Source organism: Pseudomonas sp. SORT22 (assembly GCF_018417635.1).
Classification (GTDB): Bacteria; Pseudomonadota; Gammaproteobacteria; order Pseudomonadales; family Pseudomonadaceae; genus Aquipseudomonas.
Map to the genome: position 1 here is coordinate 2,405,219 of NZ_CP071007.1, position 19,850 is coordinate 2,425,068.

General features: G+C 63.1%; 18 protein-coding genes and 1 tRNA gene. 8 read left to right on the forward strand and 11 right to left on the reverse strand.

The genetic code is table 11. The features are described 5' to 3' along the window. Window positions 1-17: 17 nt before the first annotated feature. Both hutG and gltS read left to right on the forward strand, forming a co-directional pair. Window positions 18-956 carry a formimidoylglutamase gene (gene hutG, locus JYG36_RS11240; protein WP_213603962.1) on the forward strand — a complete coding sequence of 313 codons (939 nt, stop codon included), beginning with the start codon at window positions 18-20 and terminating at the stop codon, window positions 954-956. 43 nt (window positions 957-999) lie between these two features. Further along, complete coding sequence (gltS, locus tag JYG36_RS11245; protein WP_093381397.1) at window positions 1,000-2,208, forward strand: sodium/glutamate symporter; 1,209 nt, start codon at window positions 1,000-1,002, stop codon at window positions 2,206-2,208. A 33-nt stretch (window positions 2,209-2,241) separates the two neighbouring features. On the opposite strand, the gene JYG36_RS11250 is transcribed toward gltS, so the two are convergent. The 3 genes from JYG36_RS11250 to JYG36_RS11260 all read right to left on the reverse strand — a co-directional run bounded on the left by JYG36_RS11250 (window position 2,242) and on the right by JYG36_RS11260 (window position 4,256). Then, window positions 2,242-2,838 carry a LysE family translocator gene (locus JYG36_RS11250; RefSeq protein ID WP_093387475.1) on the reverse strand — a complete coding sequence of 199 codons (597 nt, stop codon included), beginning with the start codon at window positions 2,836-2,838 and terminating at the stop codon, window positions 2,242-2,244. 51 nt (window positions 2,839-2,889) lie between these two features. Beyond that, entirely contained in the window at window positions 2,890-3,726 is an 837-nt protein-coding gene (locus tag JYG36_RS11255; RefSeq protein ID WP_195884505.1) for an AraC family transcriptional regulator, read from the reverse strand. A gap of 77 nt (window positions 3,727-3,803) precedes the next feature. Then, window positions 3,804-4,256 carry an Lrp/AsnC family transcriptional regulator gene (locus tag JYG36_RS11260; protein WP_213603964.1) on the reverse strand — a complete coding sequence of 151 codons (453 nt, stop codon included), beginning with the start codon at window positions 4,254-4,256 and terminating at the stop codon, window positions 3,804-3,806. Window positions 4,257-4,410: 154 nt separating this feature from the next. On the opposite strand from JYG36_RS11260, the gene JYG36_RS11265 reads away from it, so the two are divergent. From JYG36_RS11265 to JYG36_RS11280, 4 genes are all read left to right on the forward strand, one after another. After that, window positions 4,411-5,034, forward strand: coding sequence for a LysE family translocator (locus tag JYG36_RS11265; RefSeq protein WP_213603966.1), 624 nt, complete (start codon window positions 4,411-4,413; stop codon window positions 5,032-5,034). A 114-nt stretch (window positions 5,035-5,148) separates the two neighbouring features. Further along, on the forward strand, window positions 5,149-6,246 hold the full coding sequence (gene nspC, locus JYG36_RS11270) for a carboxynorspermidine decarboxylase (RefSeq protein WP_045195650.1): 1,098 nt from the start codon (window positions 5,149-5,151) through the stop codon (window positions 6,244-6,246). A 27-nt stretch (window positions 6,247-6,273) separates the two neighbouring features. Next, on the forward strand, window positions 6,274-7,509 hold the full coding sequence (locus tag JYG36_RS11275) for a saccharopine dehydrogenase family protein (RefSeq protein WP_045194188.1): 1,236 nt from the start codon (window positions 6,274-6,276) through the stop codon (window positions 7,507-7,509). A gap of 270 nt (window positions 7,510-7,779) precedes the next feature. After that, window positions 7,780-7,854 (forward strand) — tRNA-Gln (locus tag JYG36_RS11280). Between the two features lie 49 nt (window positions 7,855-7,903). Here the strand turns inward: JYG36_RS11280 and JYG36_RS11285 are convergent. The 7 genes from JYG36_RS11285 to JYG36_RS11315 all read right to left on the reverse strand — a co-directional run bounded on the left by JYG36_RS11285 (window position 7,904) and on the right by JYG36_RS11315 (window position 15,888). Further along, complete coding sequence (locus JYG36_RS11285) at window positions 7,904-8,335, reverse strand: MAPEG family protein (RefSeq protein WP_045194187.1); 432 nt, start codon at window positions 8,333-8,335, stop codon at window positions 7,904-7,906. A gap of 89 nt (window positions 8,336-8,424) precedes the next feature. Next, a complete protein-coding gene (locus tag JYG36_RS11290; protein ID WP_213603968.1) occupies window positions 8,425-9,690 on the reverse strand; it encodes a carbohydrate porin in 1,266 nt (421 codons plus the stop codon). A gap of 103 nt (window positions 9,691-9,793) precedes the next feature. Then, window positions 9,794-12,211, reverse strand: a complete 2,418-nt coding sequence (locus JYG36_RS11295; protein ID WP_213603970.1) for a glucose/quinate/shikimate family membrane-bound PQQ-dependent dehydrogenase — start codon at window positions 12,209-12,211, stop codon at window positions 9,794-9,796. Between the two features lie 149 nt (window positions 12,212-12,360). Then, window positions 12,361-14,037, reverse strand: a complete 1,677-nt coding sequence (locus tag JYG36_RS11300) for an MFS transporter (protein WP_093381417.1) — start codon at window positions 14,035-14,037, stop codon at window positions 12,361-12,363. 193 nt (window positions 14,038-14,230) lie between these two features. Continuing rightward, window positions 14,231-14,509, reverse strand: a complete 279-nt coding sequence (locus JYG36_RS11305; protein ID WP_349629027.1) for a barstar family protein — start codon at window positions 14,507-14,509, stop codon at window positions 14,231-14,233. A gap of 5 nt (window positions 14,510-14,514) precedes the next feature. Next, window positions 14,515-14,928 (reverse strand): hypothetical protein, encoded by a 414-nt coding sequence (locus JYG36_RS11310; protein WP_045194173.1) that lies wholly within the window; start codon window positions 14,926-14,928, stop codon window positions 14,515-14,517. Window positions 14,929-15,057: 129 nt separating this feature from the next. Beyond that, window positions 15,058-15,888 carry a histidine phosphatase family protein gene (locus JYG36_RS11315; RefSeq protein ID WP_213603974.1) on the reverse strand — a complete coding sequence of 277 codons (831 nt, stop codon included), beginning with the start codon at window positions 15,886-15,888 and terminating at the stop codon, window positions 15,058-15,060. 11 nt (window positions 15,889-15,899) lie between these two features. On the opposite strand from JYG36_RS11315, the gene JYG36_RS11320 reads away from it, so the two are divergent. Beyond that, on the forward strand, window positions 15,900-17,819 hold the full coding sequence (locus JYG36_RS11320) for a tyrosine-protein phosphatase (protein WP_213603976.1): 1,920 nt from the start codon (window positions 15,900-15,902) through the stop codon (window positions 17,817-17,819). Here JYG36_RS11320 and JYG36_RS11325 read toward each other — a convergent pair. Next, window positions 17,807-18,802: an AraC family transcriptional regulator gene (locus JYG36_RS11325; RefSeq protein ID WP_502937509.1), complete on the reverse strand. Its 996-nt coding sequence runs from the start codon at window positions 18,800-18,802 to the stop codon at window positions 17,807-17,809. The two genes, JYG36_RS11320 and JYG36_RS11325, sit on opposite strands and share 13 nt — an antisense overlap. 446 nt (window positions 18,803-19,248) lie before the next feature. Between JYG36_RS11325 and JYG36_RS11330 the strand changes: the two genes are divergently transcribed. Then, complete coding sequence (locus JYG36_RS11330) at window positions 19,249-19,848, forward strand: DUF1842 domain-containing protein (RefSeq protein ID WP_213603980.1); 600 nt, start codon at window positions 19,249-19,251, stop codon at window positions 19,846-19,848. Window positions 19,849-19,850 lie beyond the last annotated feature (2 nt).

A 19,850-nucleotide genomic window follows, 5' to 3' on the forward strand; every position in this document is an offset into this window, starting at 1 on the left:
TCTACTGGAGTACCCGCATGAACAGCACTACCGCACTGCCGCTCTGGCAGGGCCGCGTCGACGCCGCAGAAGGCACGGCGGCCCTGCGCTGGCACCAATGGGTGCAGCCCTGGGCTGATGACCAACCGGCTGGCAACGCCCTGGTGGGCCTGGCCTGTGACGAAGGGGTGATCCGCAACCAGGGCCGCAGCGGCGCCCGCCAGGGGCCGCCGGCCCTGCGCAAGGCCTTGGCCAACCTGGCCTGGCGTGGCCAGCGCCCGGTCTATGACAGCGGCGACTTCGTCTGCCTCGGTACTGACCTGGAAGGTGCCCAGCAGGCCTATGCCAAGCGGGTGACGCAACTGCTGGGGCAAGGGCATCTGCCGTTGGGCCTGGGCGGCGGGCACGAAATCGCCTATGCCAGTTTTCTCGGCCTGGCTGGCCATTTACGCCAGCAAGAGGCGCAGCCGCGCATCGGCATTCTCAATTTCGATGCCCACTTCGACCTGCGCCACAGCGCCCAGAGCAGCTCCGGCACGCCGTTCCGGCAGATTGCCGAGTACTGCCAGCAGGCCGGCATGGCCTTTGAATACTGCTGCCTGGGCGTCAGCGAGCTGAACAACACCCAGGCCTTGTTCGACCAGGCCCAGCGCCTGAATGTGCGTTATCGCCTCGACCGGCAGATGCAGCCGTGGAATATCGCCGCGCTGGAAACCTTCGTCGATGACTTTCTCAGCGGCATCGACCACCTGTACCTGACCCTCTGCCTGGACGTCCTGCCGGCCGGCCAGGCGCCCGGCGTCAGTGCGCCCTCGGCCCATGGCGTCGAGCTGATGGTGGTCGAGCACCTGGCGCGGCGCGCCAAGGCCAGCGGCAAGTTGCGCATGGCCGACATCGCCGAACTCAACCCCGGTCTTGACCAGGACCAACGCACCGCGCGCATCGCTGCACGGCTGCTGGCCAGCCTGGTCGACTGAAGCCCACAACCCCTATCCAACTATAAAAAGAAGAGTGTTAACCATGCTGACCCTGCAACTCGATGCTCTGACCACCGTCGCCCTGGCGCTCCTGCTGCTGGCGATGGGTGCGCAACTGAAGAAGCACAGCTACTGGCTGCGCCAGCTCTGTGTCCCGGCGCCGGTCATCGGCGGTTTTGGCTTTGCCCTGGTGGTGTGGCTGCTGCGTGACCAGCAGTGGCTGGACATCAAGCTCGACACCGCCATGCAAACGCCGCTGATGGTGGCGTTCTTCACCACCGTCGGCCTGGGCGGCAGCCTTGGCCTGCTGCGCCAGGGCGGCAAGATCCTGTTCATCTACCTGGGTGCCTGCTGGGGCCTGGCGCTGCTGCAGAACCTGGTCGGCGTGGGCATGGCCAAGGCCCTGGGCATCGACCCGCTGCTGGGGATCATGGCCGGCGCCGTGTCGCTGGAAGGTGGCTTTGGCGCCGCCGCAGCCTTTGGCCCGATCGCCGAGAGCCTCGGCACGGTCGGCGCCACTACAGCCGCGCTGGCCTCGGCGACCTTCGGCATGGTTGCCGGTGGCCTGCTCGGCAGCCCGGTGGCGCGTTACCTGATCGAACGCAAGAAACTGGTGGTACAGGCAGACCAGGTCGATGCCCTGCAAGCCCTGGAAAAAGCCAATGAAACCCCCGTTGTCAGCATTGATACGCCGGTGCTGCTGCGCTTGCTGACCTGCATGTTGGTGATCATGGTGCTCGGCTTCTGGATCGGCGATGCGCTGAAGGCGCACCTGGGTATCGTCCTGCCGGTGTACGTCGGCGCCATGTTCGTCGCCATCCTGGCGCGCAACTTCAACGACCGCGCACGGGTCATCGAGATTCCCGACAATGCCGTCAGCACCCTGGGCGACATCAGCCTGGGCATGTTCCTGACCATGGCGATGATGAGCCTGAAGTTCTGGGAGCTGGAGCAACTGGGCCTGCCGCTGCTGGTGATCCTGGTGGTGCAAGTGCTGATCATGGTGCTGCTGTGCATCTTCGTCTTGTTCCGCCTGTTCGGCGGCAACTACGACGCGGCGGTGCTGTGCGCCGGCTACATGGGCCATGGCCTGGGCGCGACGCCGAACGCGGTGGCCAACATGGGCGCGATCTGCGACCACTACAAGGTGTTCTCGTACAAGGCCTTCATCATCGTGCCGCTGTGCGGGGCGGTGCTGATCGACATCGTCGCCTTGCCGCTGATTACCTGGTTCATCAACGCCTTCAGCTGAGGGTGCGAGGCGGGGCGCAAGGCCCCGCCGTGGCTATCCCAGCACCGCCAGCCAGGCTGAGGCAATCAGCAGCAGCGCCAACAGCTGATTGAAGCGCCGGGCCTTTTGCGGCGAGCGCAGCAAGCGTGCGCTACCGACGCCCATCAGCGCCCAACTGGTCATGCACGGCAGGGCGATGAGCAGAAACAAGAGCGCCAGTTGCAGCCTGTCCTGCAACGGGTTCGCGCTGGCGCTGCTGAAAACCCCGAGCACCGCGACCGCCATCAACCACACCTTGGGGTTGATCAACTGCAACAGTGCCGCGTCCCGGGCCCGCAGGTCTCGGGGGCTGTCGGGGCTGGCCAGCGGTGCTGCGCCAGCATTGAGCAATTGCCAGCCCAGCCAGCTCAACCAGGCCACGCCGAGCCAAGTCATCAGTTGCTGCACTCGCGGGTAGGCCAGCAGCACTTCACCCAGCCCCAGGCCGACCAGCAGCACCACTAGCGCGGCGGCCAGGCAGGCGCCGAGTATCAGCGGCAGGGTCGCGCGCAAACCGAAGCGCGCGCCATGGCCGAGGATCAGGATATTGGTCGGCCCAGGCGTGATACTGGCGACAAAAGCGAACAGGGCGAAAGGCAGCAGGTTGGGCAACATGATCGGACTCCAGTGCAGGGGAGCCCCATGTTCCCGGCTGGTGGGCTTTCAGTCTGGAAGCTTTGCGCAGCGGCGGCGGTAATCGGCAGGTGTGAGCCGGTAGGCGCGGCGAAACCAGCGGCCCAGGTGGCTCTGGTCGGCAAAGCCGAGGGCGGCGGCGACCACTGCCGGGCTGTCGCCACGGGCCAGCCAGCGGCGCGCCTTGGCCAGGCGCAGCTGGATCAGGTAGGCATGGGGCGCCAGGCCAAAGGCACTCTTGAAGGCACGGTTGAGGCGAAAGCGATCGACCTGGCAGGCCTCGGCCAGCTCCACCAGGCCAATGTCCTCGGTGTAATGGGCGTGCAAATACTCGCGGGCGATGCGCGCCACCTGCGGCAGGCGTGGGTCGGGGTCGATGCGTTTGCGCCACAGGGTGTGGCGGGTCATGCAGCCGAGCAGCTCGTCCATTGCCGTCTGCCGGAGCATTTTCAGCTCCCCCCCATGCAGCGCCTGGAAGGCCCGGGCAATGGCCCCGCACAGCTGCGGGTCGGCGCTCAAGGTATCGGCAAAGCTGGGCTGACTAGCCGCTGGTGCCTGCTCGAACAATGCTTGCAGCTCGCGCTCCAGCCACTGCGGATCAAGGTAGAGCATCGAGTAGGTGAAGCCGTCCGCGGTTGGCGCATGGCCGTCGTGCAGTTCCCCAGGTTCGAGCATGAACACCTTGCCCGGCGTGCTGAGGTGCTGCAACTGACGGCAATGGAACTGCTGCACGCCCTGCTCGGTGACCCCGATCAGGTAACTGTCATGCCAGTGCGGGTCATAGGCGTGGCCTTTGAAATGCGCGCGCACCGACTCGATGCCGGTGTCGGCGTCCTGGGCGAGATCGATCCAGTTGTGGCTGGGCACGGCGGGCTCCGGGCAGTGAGGCATGCACGACCATAACCCGTTTATGCGGCGGGGTTTAGAACAATTGTGCGCGCAGCTTACATCGGCAACGAGCGGTTCTCGATCACCCGTTTCATCACCAGGGTCGAGGTCAGGCGCTGCACATTGGGCAGGGCCGACAGTCGCTCGTCGTACAACTTCTGGAAGGCTGGCAGGTCGCGGGTGACCACCTGCAGCAGGTAGTCCGGATCACCAAACAGCCGCTGCGCTCCGACGATCTGGGCAATCTCCTGCAGCGCTGCTTCGAAGGCGCTGACCGCCTGGCGATCACCTTCGCGCAAGGTGACGAAGACCATGGCCGAAAAATTCAGCCCCAGGGCGCCCGGCGCCAACTGCGCGCGGTAGCCCTGAATCACCCCGGATTGCTCCAGCGCGCGCACCCGGCGGTGACAGGGCGACAGGCTCAGGCCCACCCGGTCGGCCAGTTCGGTCAGCGACAGGCGCCCGTCGTTTTGCAGCTGCGCAAGGATCTTGCGGTCAATCCTGTCCATGGGGAAGAACCTTTCTGTTCTGGCCGTTAGTTCTGGAATATTAGAAAGATAATCCTATCAGCTTTTCTCTAATCTCCCGCTCAACGTCAGATCAGCGAGCGGAGGCAAGCATGCAGGCAAGAAAATTCCAGATTCAGCACCCGGAGCTGTGGCCATGACCTTGAACATGCTGGCCGCGTTCTGGGCGGTGTCGTTATTGTTGGTGATTACCCCGGGGGCGGACTGGGCCTACGCGATTTCCGCCGGGTTGCGCGGGCGGGTGGTGGTGCCGGCAGTGGCCGGGTTGCTGCTCGGCCATCTGCTGGCAACCCTGATTGTCGCCGCCGGGGTAGGGGGGCTGGTGGCCAGCAACCCCATGGCCCTGACCCTGCTGACTGTGGCCGGTTGCGGTTACTTGCTGTGGTTGGGCATCAACATGCTTGTTCATCCTTCAGCGCCGCAGGCCGGGCTGGCGCAACAGTCGGCGTCGTGGGCACGCTGGGCGTTCAAGGGCGTCTGCGTCAGTGGTCTGAACCCCAAGGTGTTCCTGCTGTTTCTGGCTTTGCTACCGCAGTTCACCGATGCCATGGCCGCCTGGCCCGTGCCGGTGCAGATCGTCACCCTGGGCCTGGTGCATGCTTTTAGTTGCGCGGTGGTCTACCTGCTGGTGGGCTTTGGCTCCCAGGCGGTATTGCAGGCGCGGCCAGCGGCGGCGCAGGTGATCAGCCGGGTGTCGGGGCTGGCGATGGTGGTGATTGCTGCGGTTTTGCTCCTCGAGCAATGGCTCGGTCACGGGTGAATGCACCGAAATTGACCGCCGATCCAGGGAAAAGCGCTTTTGCTCTTTCGACTTGAGACAAGGGAAGGCACAATGCGTGTCCTTTTTTTGGCCGGCCTGGCCGGGGGCCTCGAAATGATCAAAACGCCGTACTACCTCATCGACAAAACCAAGCTGCTGCGCAACATGGAAAAGATCGCCTACGTGCGCGAGCAGTCCGGGGCCAAGGCCCTGCTGGCACTCAAGTGCTTCGCCACCTGGTCGGTGTTCGACCTGATGGAGCAGTACATGGACGGCACTACCTCGTCGTCGCTGTACGAGCTCAAGCTCGGCCGCCAGAAGTTCGCCGGCGAAGCCCACGCCTACAGCGTGGCCTGGGCCGACGATGAAATCGAAGAGATGCTCGACAACTGCGACAAGATCATCTTCAACTCCATCGGCCAGCTCGAGCGTTTTGCCGAACAGTCTGAAGGCAAGGTCCGCGGCCTGCGCGTCAACCCGCAGGTGAGCAGCTCCGACTACCTGCTGGCCGACCCGGCGCGCCCGTTCAGCCGCCTGGGCGAGTGGGACCCGGTGAAGGTCGAGGCCGTCATCGAGAAGATCTCCGGTTTCATGTTCCACAACAACTGCGAGAACGGCGACTTCGGCCTGTTCGACCAGATGCTGTGCACCATCGAAGAGCGCTTCGGTCACCTGCTGCACAAGGTCGAGTGGGTCAGCCTTGGCGGCGGTATCCACTTCACCGGCGAAGGCTATGCAATCGACGCCTTCTGCGCGCGCCTGAAAGCCTTCTCCGAGAAGTACGGCGTGCAGGTTTACCTGGAGCCGGGCGAAGCGGCGATCACCCAGAGCGCCTCGCTGGAAGTTACCGTGCTCGACACCCTCTACAACGGCAAGCACCTGGCCGTGGTCGACAGCTCGATCGAAGCACACATGCTCGACCTGCTGATCTACCGCCTGAACGCCAAGCTGGCGCCAAGCGAGGGCGAACACACCTACATGGTATGCGGCAAATCCTGCCTCGCCGGCGACATTTTCGGCGAATACCAATTCGATCGTCCGCTGGCCATCGGCGATCGGCTGTCGTTTGTTGACGCAGCGGGTTACACCATGGTCAAGAAAAACTGGTTCAACGGCCTGAAAATGCCGTCCATCGTAGTGAAACAACTCGACGGTAGTGTCGAGCTGGTTCGTGAGTTTGGTTTCGAAGACTACTTGTCCAGCCTGTCGTAAGCTGGCAGTAAAGGAGAGCAAGAGAAATTGAAGAAGAACGTTCTTATCATTGGTGCAGGAGGTGTCGCCAAGGTGGTGGCCCACAAGTGCGCGCAGCACAACGACGAACTCGGTCGTATTGCTATCGCGTCGCGCAACATCTCCAAATGCCAGGCCATCATCGACAGCGTCAAGGCCAAGGGTAGCCTCAAGCAGCCCGCAGAAATCAAGGCCTTCGCGCTGAATGCGCTGGACGTCGAAGCGACCAAAGCGCTGATCCGCGAAACCGAATCGCAAATCGTCATCAACGTCGGTTCCGCTTTCCTCAACATGTCGGTGCTGCGTGCCTGCATCGATACTGGCGTGGCCTACCTGGACACCGCCATTCACGAAGAACCGGGCAAGATCTGCGAGACGCCGCCCTGGTATGGCAACTACGAGTGGAAGCACCTCGAAGAGTGCCAACAAAAGAACGTTACCGCCATTCTTGGCGTGGGCTTCGATCCGGGCGTGGTCAACGCCTATGCCGCCCTGGCCAAGCAACAGTATTTCGACAGCATTGATTCGATCGACATCCTCGACGTCAATGCCGGATCCCATGGCAAGTACTTTGCCACCAACTTCGACCCGGAAATCAACTTCCGCGAGTTCACCGGGCAGGTGTGGAGCTGGCAGAACAGCCAGTGGACCAGCAACACCATGTTCGAAGTCAAGCGTACCGACGACCTGCCGGTAGTCGGCTCGCAGAACCTGTACCTGACCGGCCACGACGAAGTGCACTCGCTGTCGAAGAACCTCGACGTGCCGAACGTGCGTTTCTGGATGAGCTTCGGCGAGCACTACATCAACGTCTTCACCGTGCTGAAAAATCTTGGCCTGCTCAGCGAGCAACCGGTCAAGACCGCCGAAGGCCTTGAAGTGGTACCGCTCAAAGTGGTCAAGGCCGTGCTGCCGGATCCTGCCTCGCTGGCTCCGGGTTACACCGGCAAGACCTGCATCGGCGACCTGGTCAAGGGCACCAAGGACGGCCAGCCGCGTGAAGTGTTCATCTACAACGTAGCGGACCACGAAGAGGCCTACGCCGAAACCGACAGCCAGGGTATTTCCTACACCGCAGGCGTACCACCCGTAGCAGCAGCGCTGCTGGTTGCCCGTGGCGAGTGGGACGTGCAGCGCATGGTCAACGTCGAGGAGCTGCCAGCCGAGCCGTTCCTCAAGGCGCTGGATGTGATGGGCCTGCCGACTCGGGTCAAAGACGAGAACGGCGACCGTCCGTGGAACTGAGTTTCTTGCGGCGGTAAAACACCGGTTGCGCCTTGTCGGGCGTAGCCGGTGAACGGTCGAGGCGCCGACCTGGCGCCTCGATTCAGAGTAAGTGGCTGTTTTAACAACAATTTGTTTGCCTGGGGGCTTCCCAGATGCAATCAAGTTTGTTAAATTGCCGGCCATTCTTGCAACGGCCTTCACCGGCTGGCAGCGCAGGCCCGCAACTTTCCAGGTTGCACCACGCTGCATCATCGCAAGCGAGTGCCAGGCACTCATCGCTACAATTACAGGGGCGTCGCCAAGCGGTAAGGCAGCAGGTTTTGATCCTGCCATGCGTTGGTTCGAATCCAGCCGCCCCTGCCATTTTCTCGTTGCAAATTCCCAATACTTAAGAACTTCCTGGCAAGCCCGATCAGAAATGCCGCAGGGCGCCCATGCTGACCAGCGCCGCCATCGCCAACAGGCAGACGATTGCCACGGCGTAGGCGATCGTGCGCCACGGTTGCCAGCGGGCCAGAAAGCACAGCGTGTGCAGCAGGCGGGCGACGGTGAACAACAGCATCAGCCCGGCCGTGAGCATGAGCGGTGGGTTGAATACCAGGCACAGCGCGCCGAGCACGAAAAACAGCGGAATGTTCTCCAGATCGTTGGCCCAGGCCTGAGCCGCACGGGCGACCTGCGGCAGTTCCTCGGCGCTCGGCGGGCGGCCGACCAGGCCGGCGTCTTCGGGGTTCTTGAAGGTCAGGCGGCTGATGCGATAGAAGCCCTGGTAGCAGGAGATCGCCAGCATCTTCACAAACAGCACGACCACGCACAGCGCGTAGATGGAAAGCAGCGTATTCATCTTCAATCCTTGAAAACCGGGAGCGCGATCATCGCCCGGATTGCCCGGGCGCGTATAGACCAACCGGCACTCACCGGTATCAGCAAGGCTCAGAACGTGGCTTTGACCTGCAGGCCGAACACCAGCGCGTTGTCGATGTTGTCAGCGGAAAACGCCCCCGGCTCGATGATGTATTGCACATCCGGGCGCAGGGTCAGCCACGGGGTGGCCTGGTAGCCGTAGCTCAGTTCAATCAACTGCTCGGCGCTGTCCAGGTTGGGGTAGGCAACCCCTGCGGCCACGGCGGCGTCTTGCTGCACATCACGGCTGCGCGGGTTGGGCACGGCGCGGCCATAGCCGAAGGCAAGCGTGTCACGCGGGCGGCCTTCGAACGGCTTGTACAGCACCACGCCTGCGCCATACCACTTGCTGAATGGCGAGGCGGCGGCGCTGGCGGCCGAGTACTGGCCGAAGGCATGCAGGCTGCGGCCCTCGGAGCTCTGCGAGGCCCAGACGGCCTGGTCCACCAGCAGGTAATGGCCGCTGCGGCCGGACACCTCTTTGTCGCTGCCAATGCGTTTCACATCGGAGCTGTCGTAGTAGTAACCGAGCTTGTACTCACCCGGCAGTTCGCCGGCAAGCTTGTACACCAGCTCCACCGGAACCACGGTGCCGGTGGTGTGCTTGGGGCCCAGGTGCCAGGCGCGGCTGGAGTTGCCGTTGCTTTCGGGGTCGACGTTGAACGCCGCCACGCGCAGTTGCCAAGCCGGCGACAGGTCGTATTTGACCCGCACGCCCAGGTGCGCGTTGGGGTAGTTGGTCCAGCCGCTGCCGCCGGACATGTTCAGCGGATGGCCGCAGAAACCGGCGTTCATGAAGTTGCAGAGGATGCCGCTGTCGAGGCCGCCGAGGTCGTTGCCCATGGCCATGTAGCCGAGCTTTACGTTCAGCGCCGGGGTGAACAGGCTGCGCTCGTAGCTCAGTTCAGTCAGGCGGGTGTAGAGGCCGCCGTAGTTTTCCTGGATCGGCAGGCGGTTGCCCACCAGGTCTTCGGAGGCGCTGTTGCCGCGGCGGTCGTTGATCGTCAGCTGGACTTTGCCGCCGTTGTCCAGGCCGTACAGCTTGCCCAGGTCGAACTGCACGCCCAGCTTGAGGTTCTGCGAGTAACGCGCCGAGCGGTGCAGGCCGCCATCGGCGTTGTAGGCGGTTTCGCCGCTGTAGTCGCCAGTGAACTTGATGCCCTGTTCGTCGAGCTGATGGCGCAGGCCGCCCCAGTCGCCGGTCAGGGTGTTGCGGGTCATCAGGTCGTCGGCCAGGGCCGTGGTGCTGGCCAGGGCCAGGAGCAGGGCAGGGGTGATGCGAGAAGCGCGGGGCATTGCGGGGTATTCCTGGGAGTTCGGTAAAAGTCCCATCGCGGGTCAAGCCCGCTCCCACAGCTTCTGTGGGAGCCGGCTTGACCCGCGATGGGGGCGATGCGATTTACGGCAGCGCGTAGGCCATTACATAGTCGCCACGGTCCGTCGACTGACGCGCACCACCGGCGGTGATGACCACATACTGCTTGCCGGTTTTCGGCGACACATAGGTCATCGGGCCGCCCTGGCTGCCGACCGGCAGGCGGGCTTTCCACACTTCTTCACCGTTGGCGCTGTTGAACGCGCGCAGGTAGAAGTCCTGGGTGCCGGCGATAAACACCAGGCCGCCCTGGGTCGACAGGGTGCCGCCGAGGGTCGGCAGGCCAACCTTGATCGGCAGGTGCATGCGGATGCCCAGTGGGCCGGTGTCTTCGACGGTGCCGACCGGCACTTGCCAGGCAACCTTGCGGGTCTTCATGTCGATGGCAGTGAGGGTGCCGAAGGGCGGCGCCTGGCACGGAATGCCGGCCACCGACAGGAAGCGGTTCTTGTTCACCGCATACGGCGTGCCCTTGAGCGGTACCGCGCCCATGCCGGTGTTCAGCGCTTCACCCCCGGAGGCGGCCTGGCCTTTGTTCTGCGACGGGATCATCTGAATCCACAGGCCCAGGCGCATGTCGTTGACGAAGATAAAACCATGCACCGGGTCGGTGGAGATGCTGCCCCAGTTCATGCCGCCCAGCGAGCCCGGGAAGCTCAGCGACAGGTCGGTGCCCGGTGCGGTGTACAGGCCGTCGTAGCGCATCTTCTTGAAGTCGATGCGGCACAGCAGCTGGTCATACGGGGTGGCGCCCCACATGTCCGACTCGGTCAGTTGCTGGGCGCCGATCTGCGGCATGCCCACCGATTTAGGCTGGGTCGGCGAGTACGGCTCGCCGGGGATGTTGCCCGGCTTGACCGGGGTCTCGACTACTTCGGTCAGCGGCTTGCCGCTGGCGCGGTCGAGCACGTAGATCTGCCCGGCCTTGGTGCCGATGACCAGCGCTGGCACCGACTGACCGTCGGCCTTGGTGAAGTCGATCAGGCTTGGCTGCATCGGCAGGTCAAAGTCCCAGAGGTCGTTGTGCACGGTCTGGTACACCCACTTCTCTTCGCCGCTGGTCGCGTCCAGGGCCAGCACCGAAGCGCCGTACTTGTGGTTCAGCTCGGTACGCTCGACGCCATAGATGTCGGTGGACGAGCTGCCCATCGGCAGGAACAGGGTGTTCATCGCCGGGTCATAGGACATCGGTGCCCAGCTGTTGGGGGTGCTGCGCACGTAGGTGTTGTCGCCAGTCGGCGCATTGCGATCTTGCGGGTTGCCCGGGTCGAAGGCCCAGCGCATCTGCCCGCTGATCACGTCAAAGCCGCGGATCACGCCGCCTGGCATGTCGGTCTGGACGTTGTCGGCAACCCGGCCGCCGACCACCACCGTGGTGCCGGCCATCAGCGGCGCCGAAGACAATTGGTAGAACGCGTCCGGGACATTGCCCAGGCCGGCCTTGAGGTCGACCTGGCCATTGTTGCCAAAGCCCTGGCAGAACTCACCGGTGTCGGCGTCGACCGCGATCAGGCGGGCGTCAATGGTGTTGGTCAGCAGGCGGCGCTGGCAGTTGGCACCGGCCGGCACGCTGGCGGCGATGATCGGGGTGCTGTTGGGCTGGGTCGGTTGGGCGATCGGCGCGCTGGCATCGAAATAGGCCATGCCGCGGCAACGCTGCCAGACTGCCGACTTGGCGTTGATCGGGTTCTTCCACAGCTCTTTGCCGGTGTCGGCATCAAGGGCGATCAGGTTGTTGTGCGGGGTGCAGATGAACACCTTGTTGCCAACCTGCAGCGGCGTCAGCTGGTCTTCGGCACCGTTGCCATCGCTGATGGCGACGTCACCGGTGTGGTAGGTCCAGGCCACTTTCAGCTTGTCGACGTTGCTGCGGTTGATCTGGTCCAGGGCGGCGAAGCGGCTGCCGCCTTCGCTGTTGCCGTAGTGGGCCCAGTCTTTTTGCGCGTTGGCCGGGTCGACCGCGGTCAGGCCCGGGCCGTCACCGGTGGGGGCAACGCCTGGGTGGGCGACGAACATATTGCCGGCCGCCACCGCCAGGGCGATTGCCAGCACTGCGGCCAGGCCATAGGCACCACGGCCTGGGGTGGCGCCGGCGGCACGCTTGAGCAGCGGGTACACCAGCGTCACCGCCAGGCCCATCGCGGCGAACATGAACAGGCGCGAGAACAGCGGCCAGAACACCAGGCCGACATCGGCCACGGCCCAGATCGCGGTGCCGAGCACAAAGGCGGCAAACAGCCAGGCCCCGGCCAGTTTGCGGCGGGCGATCAGCAGCCCGGAAAGCGCCATCAGCAGGCCGCCGAGCAGGAAGTACCAGGAACCACCGAGGCTGACCAGCTTCACGCCACCGGCGGCGAGCGCAAGGCCGAGCAGGGCGATGATCACGCCCAGGCCAACCAGGATGAATGTTGAGGCGCCGTTGGCGCGCGGTGAGTGCGTCATATCGAAAAGAACTCGAAGGGGGGAGTGGCCGAATGTTATACCCTTAGCAAGCTAATTAACAAGTTGGTACATAATTCGGCAAGGGCTGCATTGGCGCTGAAATCAGGGCAAATGCCCTCTCCCGCTGGGGGAGAGGGCGGGTATCAGACTTAAGTATCAGTGATGTCGCGGTCCTTGGTTTCCGGCAGGAAGAAGGTGCCGAGAATCGCCGTCATCACCGCGATGACGATCGGGTACCAAAGCCCGTAGTAGATGTCGCCGGTGGCGGCGACCATGGCAAAGGCCACGGTTGGCAGGAAGCCGCCGAACCAGCCGTTGCCGATGTGGTAGGGCAGTGACATCGAGGTGTAGCGGATGCGCGTGGGGAACAGCTCCACCAGCCAGGCGGCGATCGGCCCGTAGACCATGGTCACGTAGATCACCAGGATGGTCAGCAGCAGCAACACCATCGGGTAGTTGGTCTTGGCCGGGTCGGCTTTTTCCGGGTAGCCGGCATCTTTCAGGGCCGTGCCCAGGGTGGCGATGAAGGCGTCGTTCTGCGCCTTGAAATCGGCGGCCGGCATGCCGGTGCCTTCAAAGCTTTGCAGCACCTTGTCGCCGATATGGATCTGCGCGACGCTGCCCGGCTCTGCCTTGACGTTGGCGTAGGGGATGGCTTTTTTCGCCAGCACGCTCTTGGCCAGGTCGCAGGAGCTGGTGAATTTGGCCTTGCCCACCGGGTCGAACTGGAACGAGCATTGGTTGGGGTCGGCCACCACCGTCACCGGGTTCTTCTCCTGGGCGATGAACACGTCGGGGTTACCGTATTCGGTCAGCGCCTTGAAGATCGGGAAGTAGGTCAGCGCGGCGATGATGCAGCCGGCCATGATGATGCCCTTGCGGCCGATGCGGTCCGAAAGGCTGCCGAACAGGATGAAGAACGGCGTACCGATCAGCAGTGAGCCGGCAATCAGCAGGTTGGCGGTCTGCGGGTCGATCTTGAGCATCTGCAACAGGAAGAACAGCGCGTAGAACTGCCCGGTGTACCACACCACCGCCTGGCCGGCGGTGCCGCCGAGCAGGGCCATGATGACGATCTTGAGGTTGTCCCAGCGGGCGAACGACTCGGTCAGCGGCGCCTTCGAGGCCTTGCCCTCGGCCTTCATCTTCTGGAACACCGGCGACTCGCTCAGTTGCAGGCGGATGTACACCGAGACGATCAGCAGCAGGATCGACAGCAAAAACGGGATCCGCCAGCCCCAGGCCTCGAACGCCTCGGTGCCGAGAATGGTTCGGCAGGCGAGGATCACCAGCAGCGACAGAAACAGCCCCAGGGTGGCGGTGGTCTGAATCCACGAGGTGAAGTAACCGCGCTTGCCCTTGGGCGCATGCTCGGCGACGTAGGTTGCCGCACCGCCATACTCACCGCCCAGGGCCAGGCCCTGGAGCAGGCGCAGGGTGATCAGGATGACCGGCGCGGCCACGCCGATGGTGGCGTAATCGGGCAGCAAACCAACCACGGCGGTGGAGATACCCATGATCACGATGGTGATCAAAAAGGTGTACTTGCGCCCGATCATGTCCCCCAGCCGGCCGAACACAATCGCGCCGAACGGCCGTACGGCAAAGCCTGCGGCGAAGGCGAGGAGGGCGAAGATGAACGACGTGGTCTCGTTGACCCCGGCGAAGAAGTGCTTGGCGATGATCGCGGCGAGCGAGCCGTAGAGGTAGAAGTCATACCACTCGAACACCGTGCCCAGGGAGGAGGCGAAAATCACCTTGCGCTCTTCCTTGGTGATCCCGCGTTTGGGCGCGCTGCCCGTGGTTGTATTGTCGATTGCCGCCATGAGTCTTCTCCGTCTTGTGCTTGTAGGCCGGAGTTCCCACTGTCCTTGCCGCACCCAGGCCTTAGGGTGATGTCATCGGATTGCGCAAATCATGAACACAGACTGACGGCCTCGCATTGCTGCAAGGTTTCTTGAAGCATAATCAGGTTTGTCTGGATATCCACTCGCCAGCATCAGCGAGTGTGGGGATCACTCACTCGAACAGCACTTCAGAGGCCATCTGCGGATACTCGGCCTGCAGCGTGGCCAGGCACTTCTGCATCAGTTCGGCGTCTCTGGGCAAGTGCCTGGCAAAAGCCTCCCAGCCACTGAGCTGCAACTGTTGAGGCATCTGCACAAGCCCGCTGATCGCATCCCAGAAGGCATCCCAGTTACAGCCATACCATTCGGGAAAACCGAGGGAGTCCCTTAACAGGTGATGCAATTGCCTGGCGCTGGTCACCTGGCCCAGATCAATCCTTACCACCCGCACCCGGCTCAATTGAAATGCCCCAGGTAGGTGAGCGTGGCGGTGCTTTGTGGCTGGCGCGAATGGGAGTGATCTGCTGAGCGGCGGTCGCCGTAAATGGCGTTGTCGCCGACGATGATGAAGTGACTGAAAGCGTCCAGAGACCGGGAACACAATTGCGCTTTCTGCGCCTCGTCGGCCATCAGGCTCTGCACATATTCCAGCGACTCATCCAGCTCGACGAAGTCCGAATCCATGAACCACTCAAGCTCCTGGGCAAGCTGCCAGGACGGATTGCGATCCTCCCAGGCGGCGAATTCGGCAGCACTCGCGCTGGCGGGCGGCTCGGGTTGCCATTGCTCGAAAGCGAACTGGCGGGCGTGCGTTTCGCTTTCGAAGGTGGCGGCGAAGAGGTGGAAGGGGTAGTAGTCTGGATTGTCCATAATCTGCCTTGCGGGCTGGCCGGAAAGGGGCTGCAGGTTACCAGTGATCGATGTTCAGGATTACGACCGCTGCGCGCTCGATCGCTGGCAAGCCAGCTCCTAAAGCCAACGAAAATGTCTGGCCAACAACTAAACCTGCATATTCAACTTTGTCAGGGTGACGTTCTTGAACAGATCATCCTCTATCAACTCCGACACACCGCCTGCAGACATTTTGAACGAGATAAACGCCATGCTCTCGACCGGCACGCGTTGTAACGCGCTAATCAGGAAACTGGCGGCAAAGCCGTGGGTTACGATAATTGCGCATTCAACCTCAGCATCCAGCGTTGCGACAAAGTCGTAAATTCGACGTGCGAATTGCCGACGGGTTTCAGCCCCGTCGCAGATGGCATGGTCCATGCGCTCGCCGGGTTTCTCGGCGCAAGCTTTCATGATGCTGTCATGCAGCGCCTGCTCCATGCCCTCATGACTGCCGAACGACATCTCGCGCAACCGTGCGTCGAGGTTCGGCTCAAGCCCCAGGGCATCGGCAACTATTGTTGCGGTCTCTTTACAACGCAGCAGGTCAGAAGAGTAAATTGCCGGGCTTTTTGAAAACCCCTGGGCCGTAAAAAAACTGGCCAGGGCCTTGGCCTGTTCGATCCCTTTAGGCGTTAGCCTGGAATCAAACCAGCCGCCGACAAGGTTATCGATGTGATGTTGCGCCTGTCCGTGGGTAACAATGTAATACCGCTTCATAGGTAGTTCACTTTTCTTCCATTCGTAAGTGTTCGCTGACAGGCCGGCGATTGTGCCAGAACTGGCAGTTTGCAGCGATAAAACGCCGCAAGTACGACGCAATACGGACAAAAAACGCATGCCCCGGACAGATCGCGCAGCGATTCGCCAATCCGGGCTTTTTGCAATATTAAGTCGCAGGTCAGCCCGCAATAGTAGCCAGCCCAACGTGACTTCCATGAGGCTGCATCGTGTATCAACGACTGTTGTGTTCGCTGTCCGTTTTGAGCCTGTCCATCGCCGCCGCCCAGGCCGCAGAAAGTGTGCCGCTGGATACCCCGCGCCTGGCGCGTATCGACAACTTTCGCGATATCGCCGGCACCACCCATGCCTATTCCACTGCCCACGACGGCACGATGCGCAGCGGCGTGTTCTACCGCTCCAACGCCCTGACGCCGTCGGCCGCAGACCTGGCCACGCTCAACGGCCTGGGCATCAAGGCAATCTACGACCTGCGCACGCCGGATGAGATCGCCGCCACCCCCGACACCCTGATCGAGGGCGCGCGCTATCGCAACATCGACATCATCGGCAACAACACCTCCGGCGCCGACATCACCCGCGTCAGCTTCACCAGTGCCGCCGATGCCATTGCCATGATGCAGGAGACCAATCGCGCGTTCGTCAACGATGCCGGCATGCGTGGCCAGTTCACCACGCTGTTCAATGAGCTGGCGGCGGGCGATGGTGCGGCGCTGTTCCACTGCACCGCCGGCAAGGACCGCACCGGTTGGACCGCCGCAGTATTGCTGAGCATTGCCGGGGTCGACAGCGCGACGATCATGGACAACTACCTGGCCACCAACGACTACACCGCCGCACGCGTGGCGGCGACCCTGGCGCACATGCCGGCGAGCATGGCGGCGATCTATGCGCCGCTGCTGGCAGTGGACGCCAGCTACCTGCAAGCCGGCCTCGACCAGGTCACCGCGCAGTACGGCAGCATGGACAACTACCTCAAGGAGGGCCTGGGCTTGTCTCAGGAGACCCTCTACGTACTGCGGGCCAAGATGGTGTCCTACAACAGCCTGCCCGGCCAGTTGGGCTTGCTCGGCAACGCCGCGGCCGGCGCGCAGCTGTTGCAGCAGTTGCAGGACAGCAGCCTGTCGGGCACCTACAGTGCCTACAACTATTACTTGCAGTCGGCCATCGATGCCGGTGACCTGGCTGGCGTCGAGTCGACCGTCGGCGGCCAGGTGCATGCCGACGCCGCCAGCTACCTGTTGCGCCAGGGCGCGCTGATCGACCGCGCCGCCGCGCCTTACAGCCGCGGCATTGAGCTTAAGGTTGGCCAGTACCGGTTGTGGAGTACTGCCCTGGCCAGCTACCTGGGCACCGACGGTTCAAGCCATGCCGCCAGCAGCAACGAGCACAGCCAGGGCCTGATGATCGGCCTGACCCAGCGCTTTTCCGAGCAGTTCAGCGGCCACGCCGGTTTTGGCTACAGCCGTGGCAATGTCGGCGGCGCGGGCGGTGAGGCGGACACCGACCTGACCTTGTTCAAGGCCGGTGCGCGCTACGCTCCGGCGGGGCTTGAGCGTGGCCTGTTCGTCGATGCCGGCCTCAGTGCCGGCTGGCTCGATTACACCAGTAAGCGCGAGCTTGGCGGTGGGCTGGGCGCGGCCAAGGGCGACAGCCATGGCACCCTCAGCGGCGCCAGCCTGGCCCTGGGCTATCGCATGCCATCCAGTGCCATCATGCTGGAGCCAAGCCTGGGCCTGCGCATCAGTCACCTGGACCTCTCGGGCTTTAACGAAAAAGGCAGCGAACTGGCCCTTGAGGTCGATGGCATCCAGCAAACCCGGCGCAGCGCATTCGCCAACCTCGATGTTGCACTCGGCGCCATTGACCTGGCGGGCTGGCAACTGGTGCCGGGCGTGCAGCTGGGCTACGAGCATGTGCTGGACGATCACCAGGTCGACAGCCAGGGCCACTTGCTGGGCCTGGACATCGAACAGCGCGCCGCCTTCGACAACCGCGACCAGTTCACTGCCGGGGTCAACCTGATGGTCAGCCTGGGGGCGCTGAGCTTCGCTGCCGAAGCCGGCGCCAGCAGCGGCGGTGACAGCCACGGCGCCAGTGGCAGCCTCAAGGCCAGCTACTTGTTCTGACTGCCAGCCGGGCCAGCCCTGCGCCGCTGGCCCGCGCCGTTGCGCACCTCGGCAGGGCTGACGCCGAAGGCACTGTGAAAGTACTGACAGAACCTGCCGACATTGCTGAAGCCAGACGCCAGCGCCACCTCGGTGACCGACGCCGCGCCGCGTTGGCGCAGTGCATGGTGCGCGTGTTCCAGGCGCAGTTGGCGCTGGTAGGCGACGATCGACAAACCCATGAAACGCCGAAAACCGTCCTGCAAGGCACGCAGGCTGACGTTGCACATTCGCGCAAGCTCGGTGCCGCTCACCTGGCTGTGCGGATGGGCCTGAAGGTACTCGATGGCCAGCTTCACATGTCGCGGCGCGATCATCGGCGCCGGGCGCTGCAGGGCCTGGCTGAAGTTGTGCGGCCAGATTTCGAGCAGCGCATCGACGAGCATTTCCTGCAGGCGCGCCGGCATCAGCGCCCCGGCGTGCAGCAGCAGGTCGAACTGGCTGCCGGTGGCCAGCTCCACCAGGGCCCTGATGCCCTGCAGGTGGGCCAGCGGCACCACAGGCTCAAAATACAACCTGCCGAGAATCGGCTTGCCCAGCAGCGTTGCCAGCCGCTCGGTAAACAGCGCCCGGCGGATCGAGATACCGCACTGGTCGTGATCATCCATCAAGCGCATCGAGCGTACATCGGCCTTGTCGATCGCCAGGCCCATGTGCCGAAAACCCGCCGCGTCACGATCGGGGTTAAGGATCAGGGTCCCGGAGGAGGGAATGACGAAGGTGATTTCATCCTGTGACTCGGGAAAGCAGAAAGTGAAGTCACCGCGGTAATGCATGCGCCGAAAACTCACGCCGTCATGGCGGCCATAGACGCCACCGATGTTGATGTTACCGGGCAGCGGTGGGGTATCGGCGTACAGGTTGCCGAACAGGCTGCTGAACACTGCGCCGAAGTCGTCGCTGTGCATGCTGTCTGAGCGCAGGATGATCTGTTTGCGGGTCATGCTTGAGTACACCTTCGGGGTCACCTGGCGTGCGAGAGGTTTCGGGGCAGCAAAACATCAAGAGGCTAGCAGCTGGACGTGACAGCGGCGTGACCCATATGGGGGATAACAGGGTGCTTTACCCAGGCTGGCCAACCATTTGTCGGACATAATGCACTTTTGCCACCACCCTCTGGCCAGCCCGTATTTCCCTGCTTAACTGATCTGGGCTGCCAGGCAGGCAGCTATGCGCCCAGGGAGGGTTTCATACCCGTTGCACCTCGGTAAACCGTGCCCAATCGGGCATGGCCGTACCGGACCGCAGCGTCTTCGCCGCAGGCAATCTGCGCGTGACGCAGCGCGGAGGTTGCGACGCCGTTCGCCTGCATCCAACTGTGCGCCAAGGAAGTCGCCCGCCAGAAACAGCCACGCGCTTGTTTCCACTCATTGTTTGCAATGGAGGCACCATGACTGACTCACTACAAGCACCTGTAATAGGACTCTTCCCCCTGTCCTACGTCATCGGAACCGATGCACCCGGCGCCCAGCGCCTGGTTCTCGATTTGCTGGTGCATCCGTCTGACCGCACCCTGCGCGGCAGCGCCCAGCTCACCCAGGCCACCAACCCGCCACTGGACCTGAACCTGGACGTCTGGGGCACCTACAGCTACCAGCTGTTCCTGCCGCCGAGCCCGAGCAATATCCTTATCACCCTGCAAGGTAACCACGGCGGCCCGACGGCCAATTCGCCGATCATCTTCAGCCTGCACCTGGCGGTGGGCTCGGACTGGCAGAAAGGCCAGGCCGGTTACCGCTACCTGAATAACCAGGGGCAATGGATCGTGGTCGAGGCGCCAGCGCACCGCGAAGACACCCGTATCAAGGCCTTCGGTAATCAGGACATCCAGGCGCTATTGCACACCGCGACCCTGGAGGCGGCCATTGCTACCGGCGATGTCGCCCACCTCAAGGCCCTGGCGGCCGGTGATGCGGGCGTAGCCCTGAACACCGCCATCGATTCGACCAAGAGCGCTTCCGGCAAAGCCGGCAAGTCCAGCCGCGCCTGACC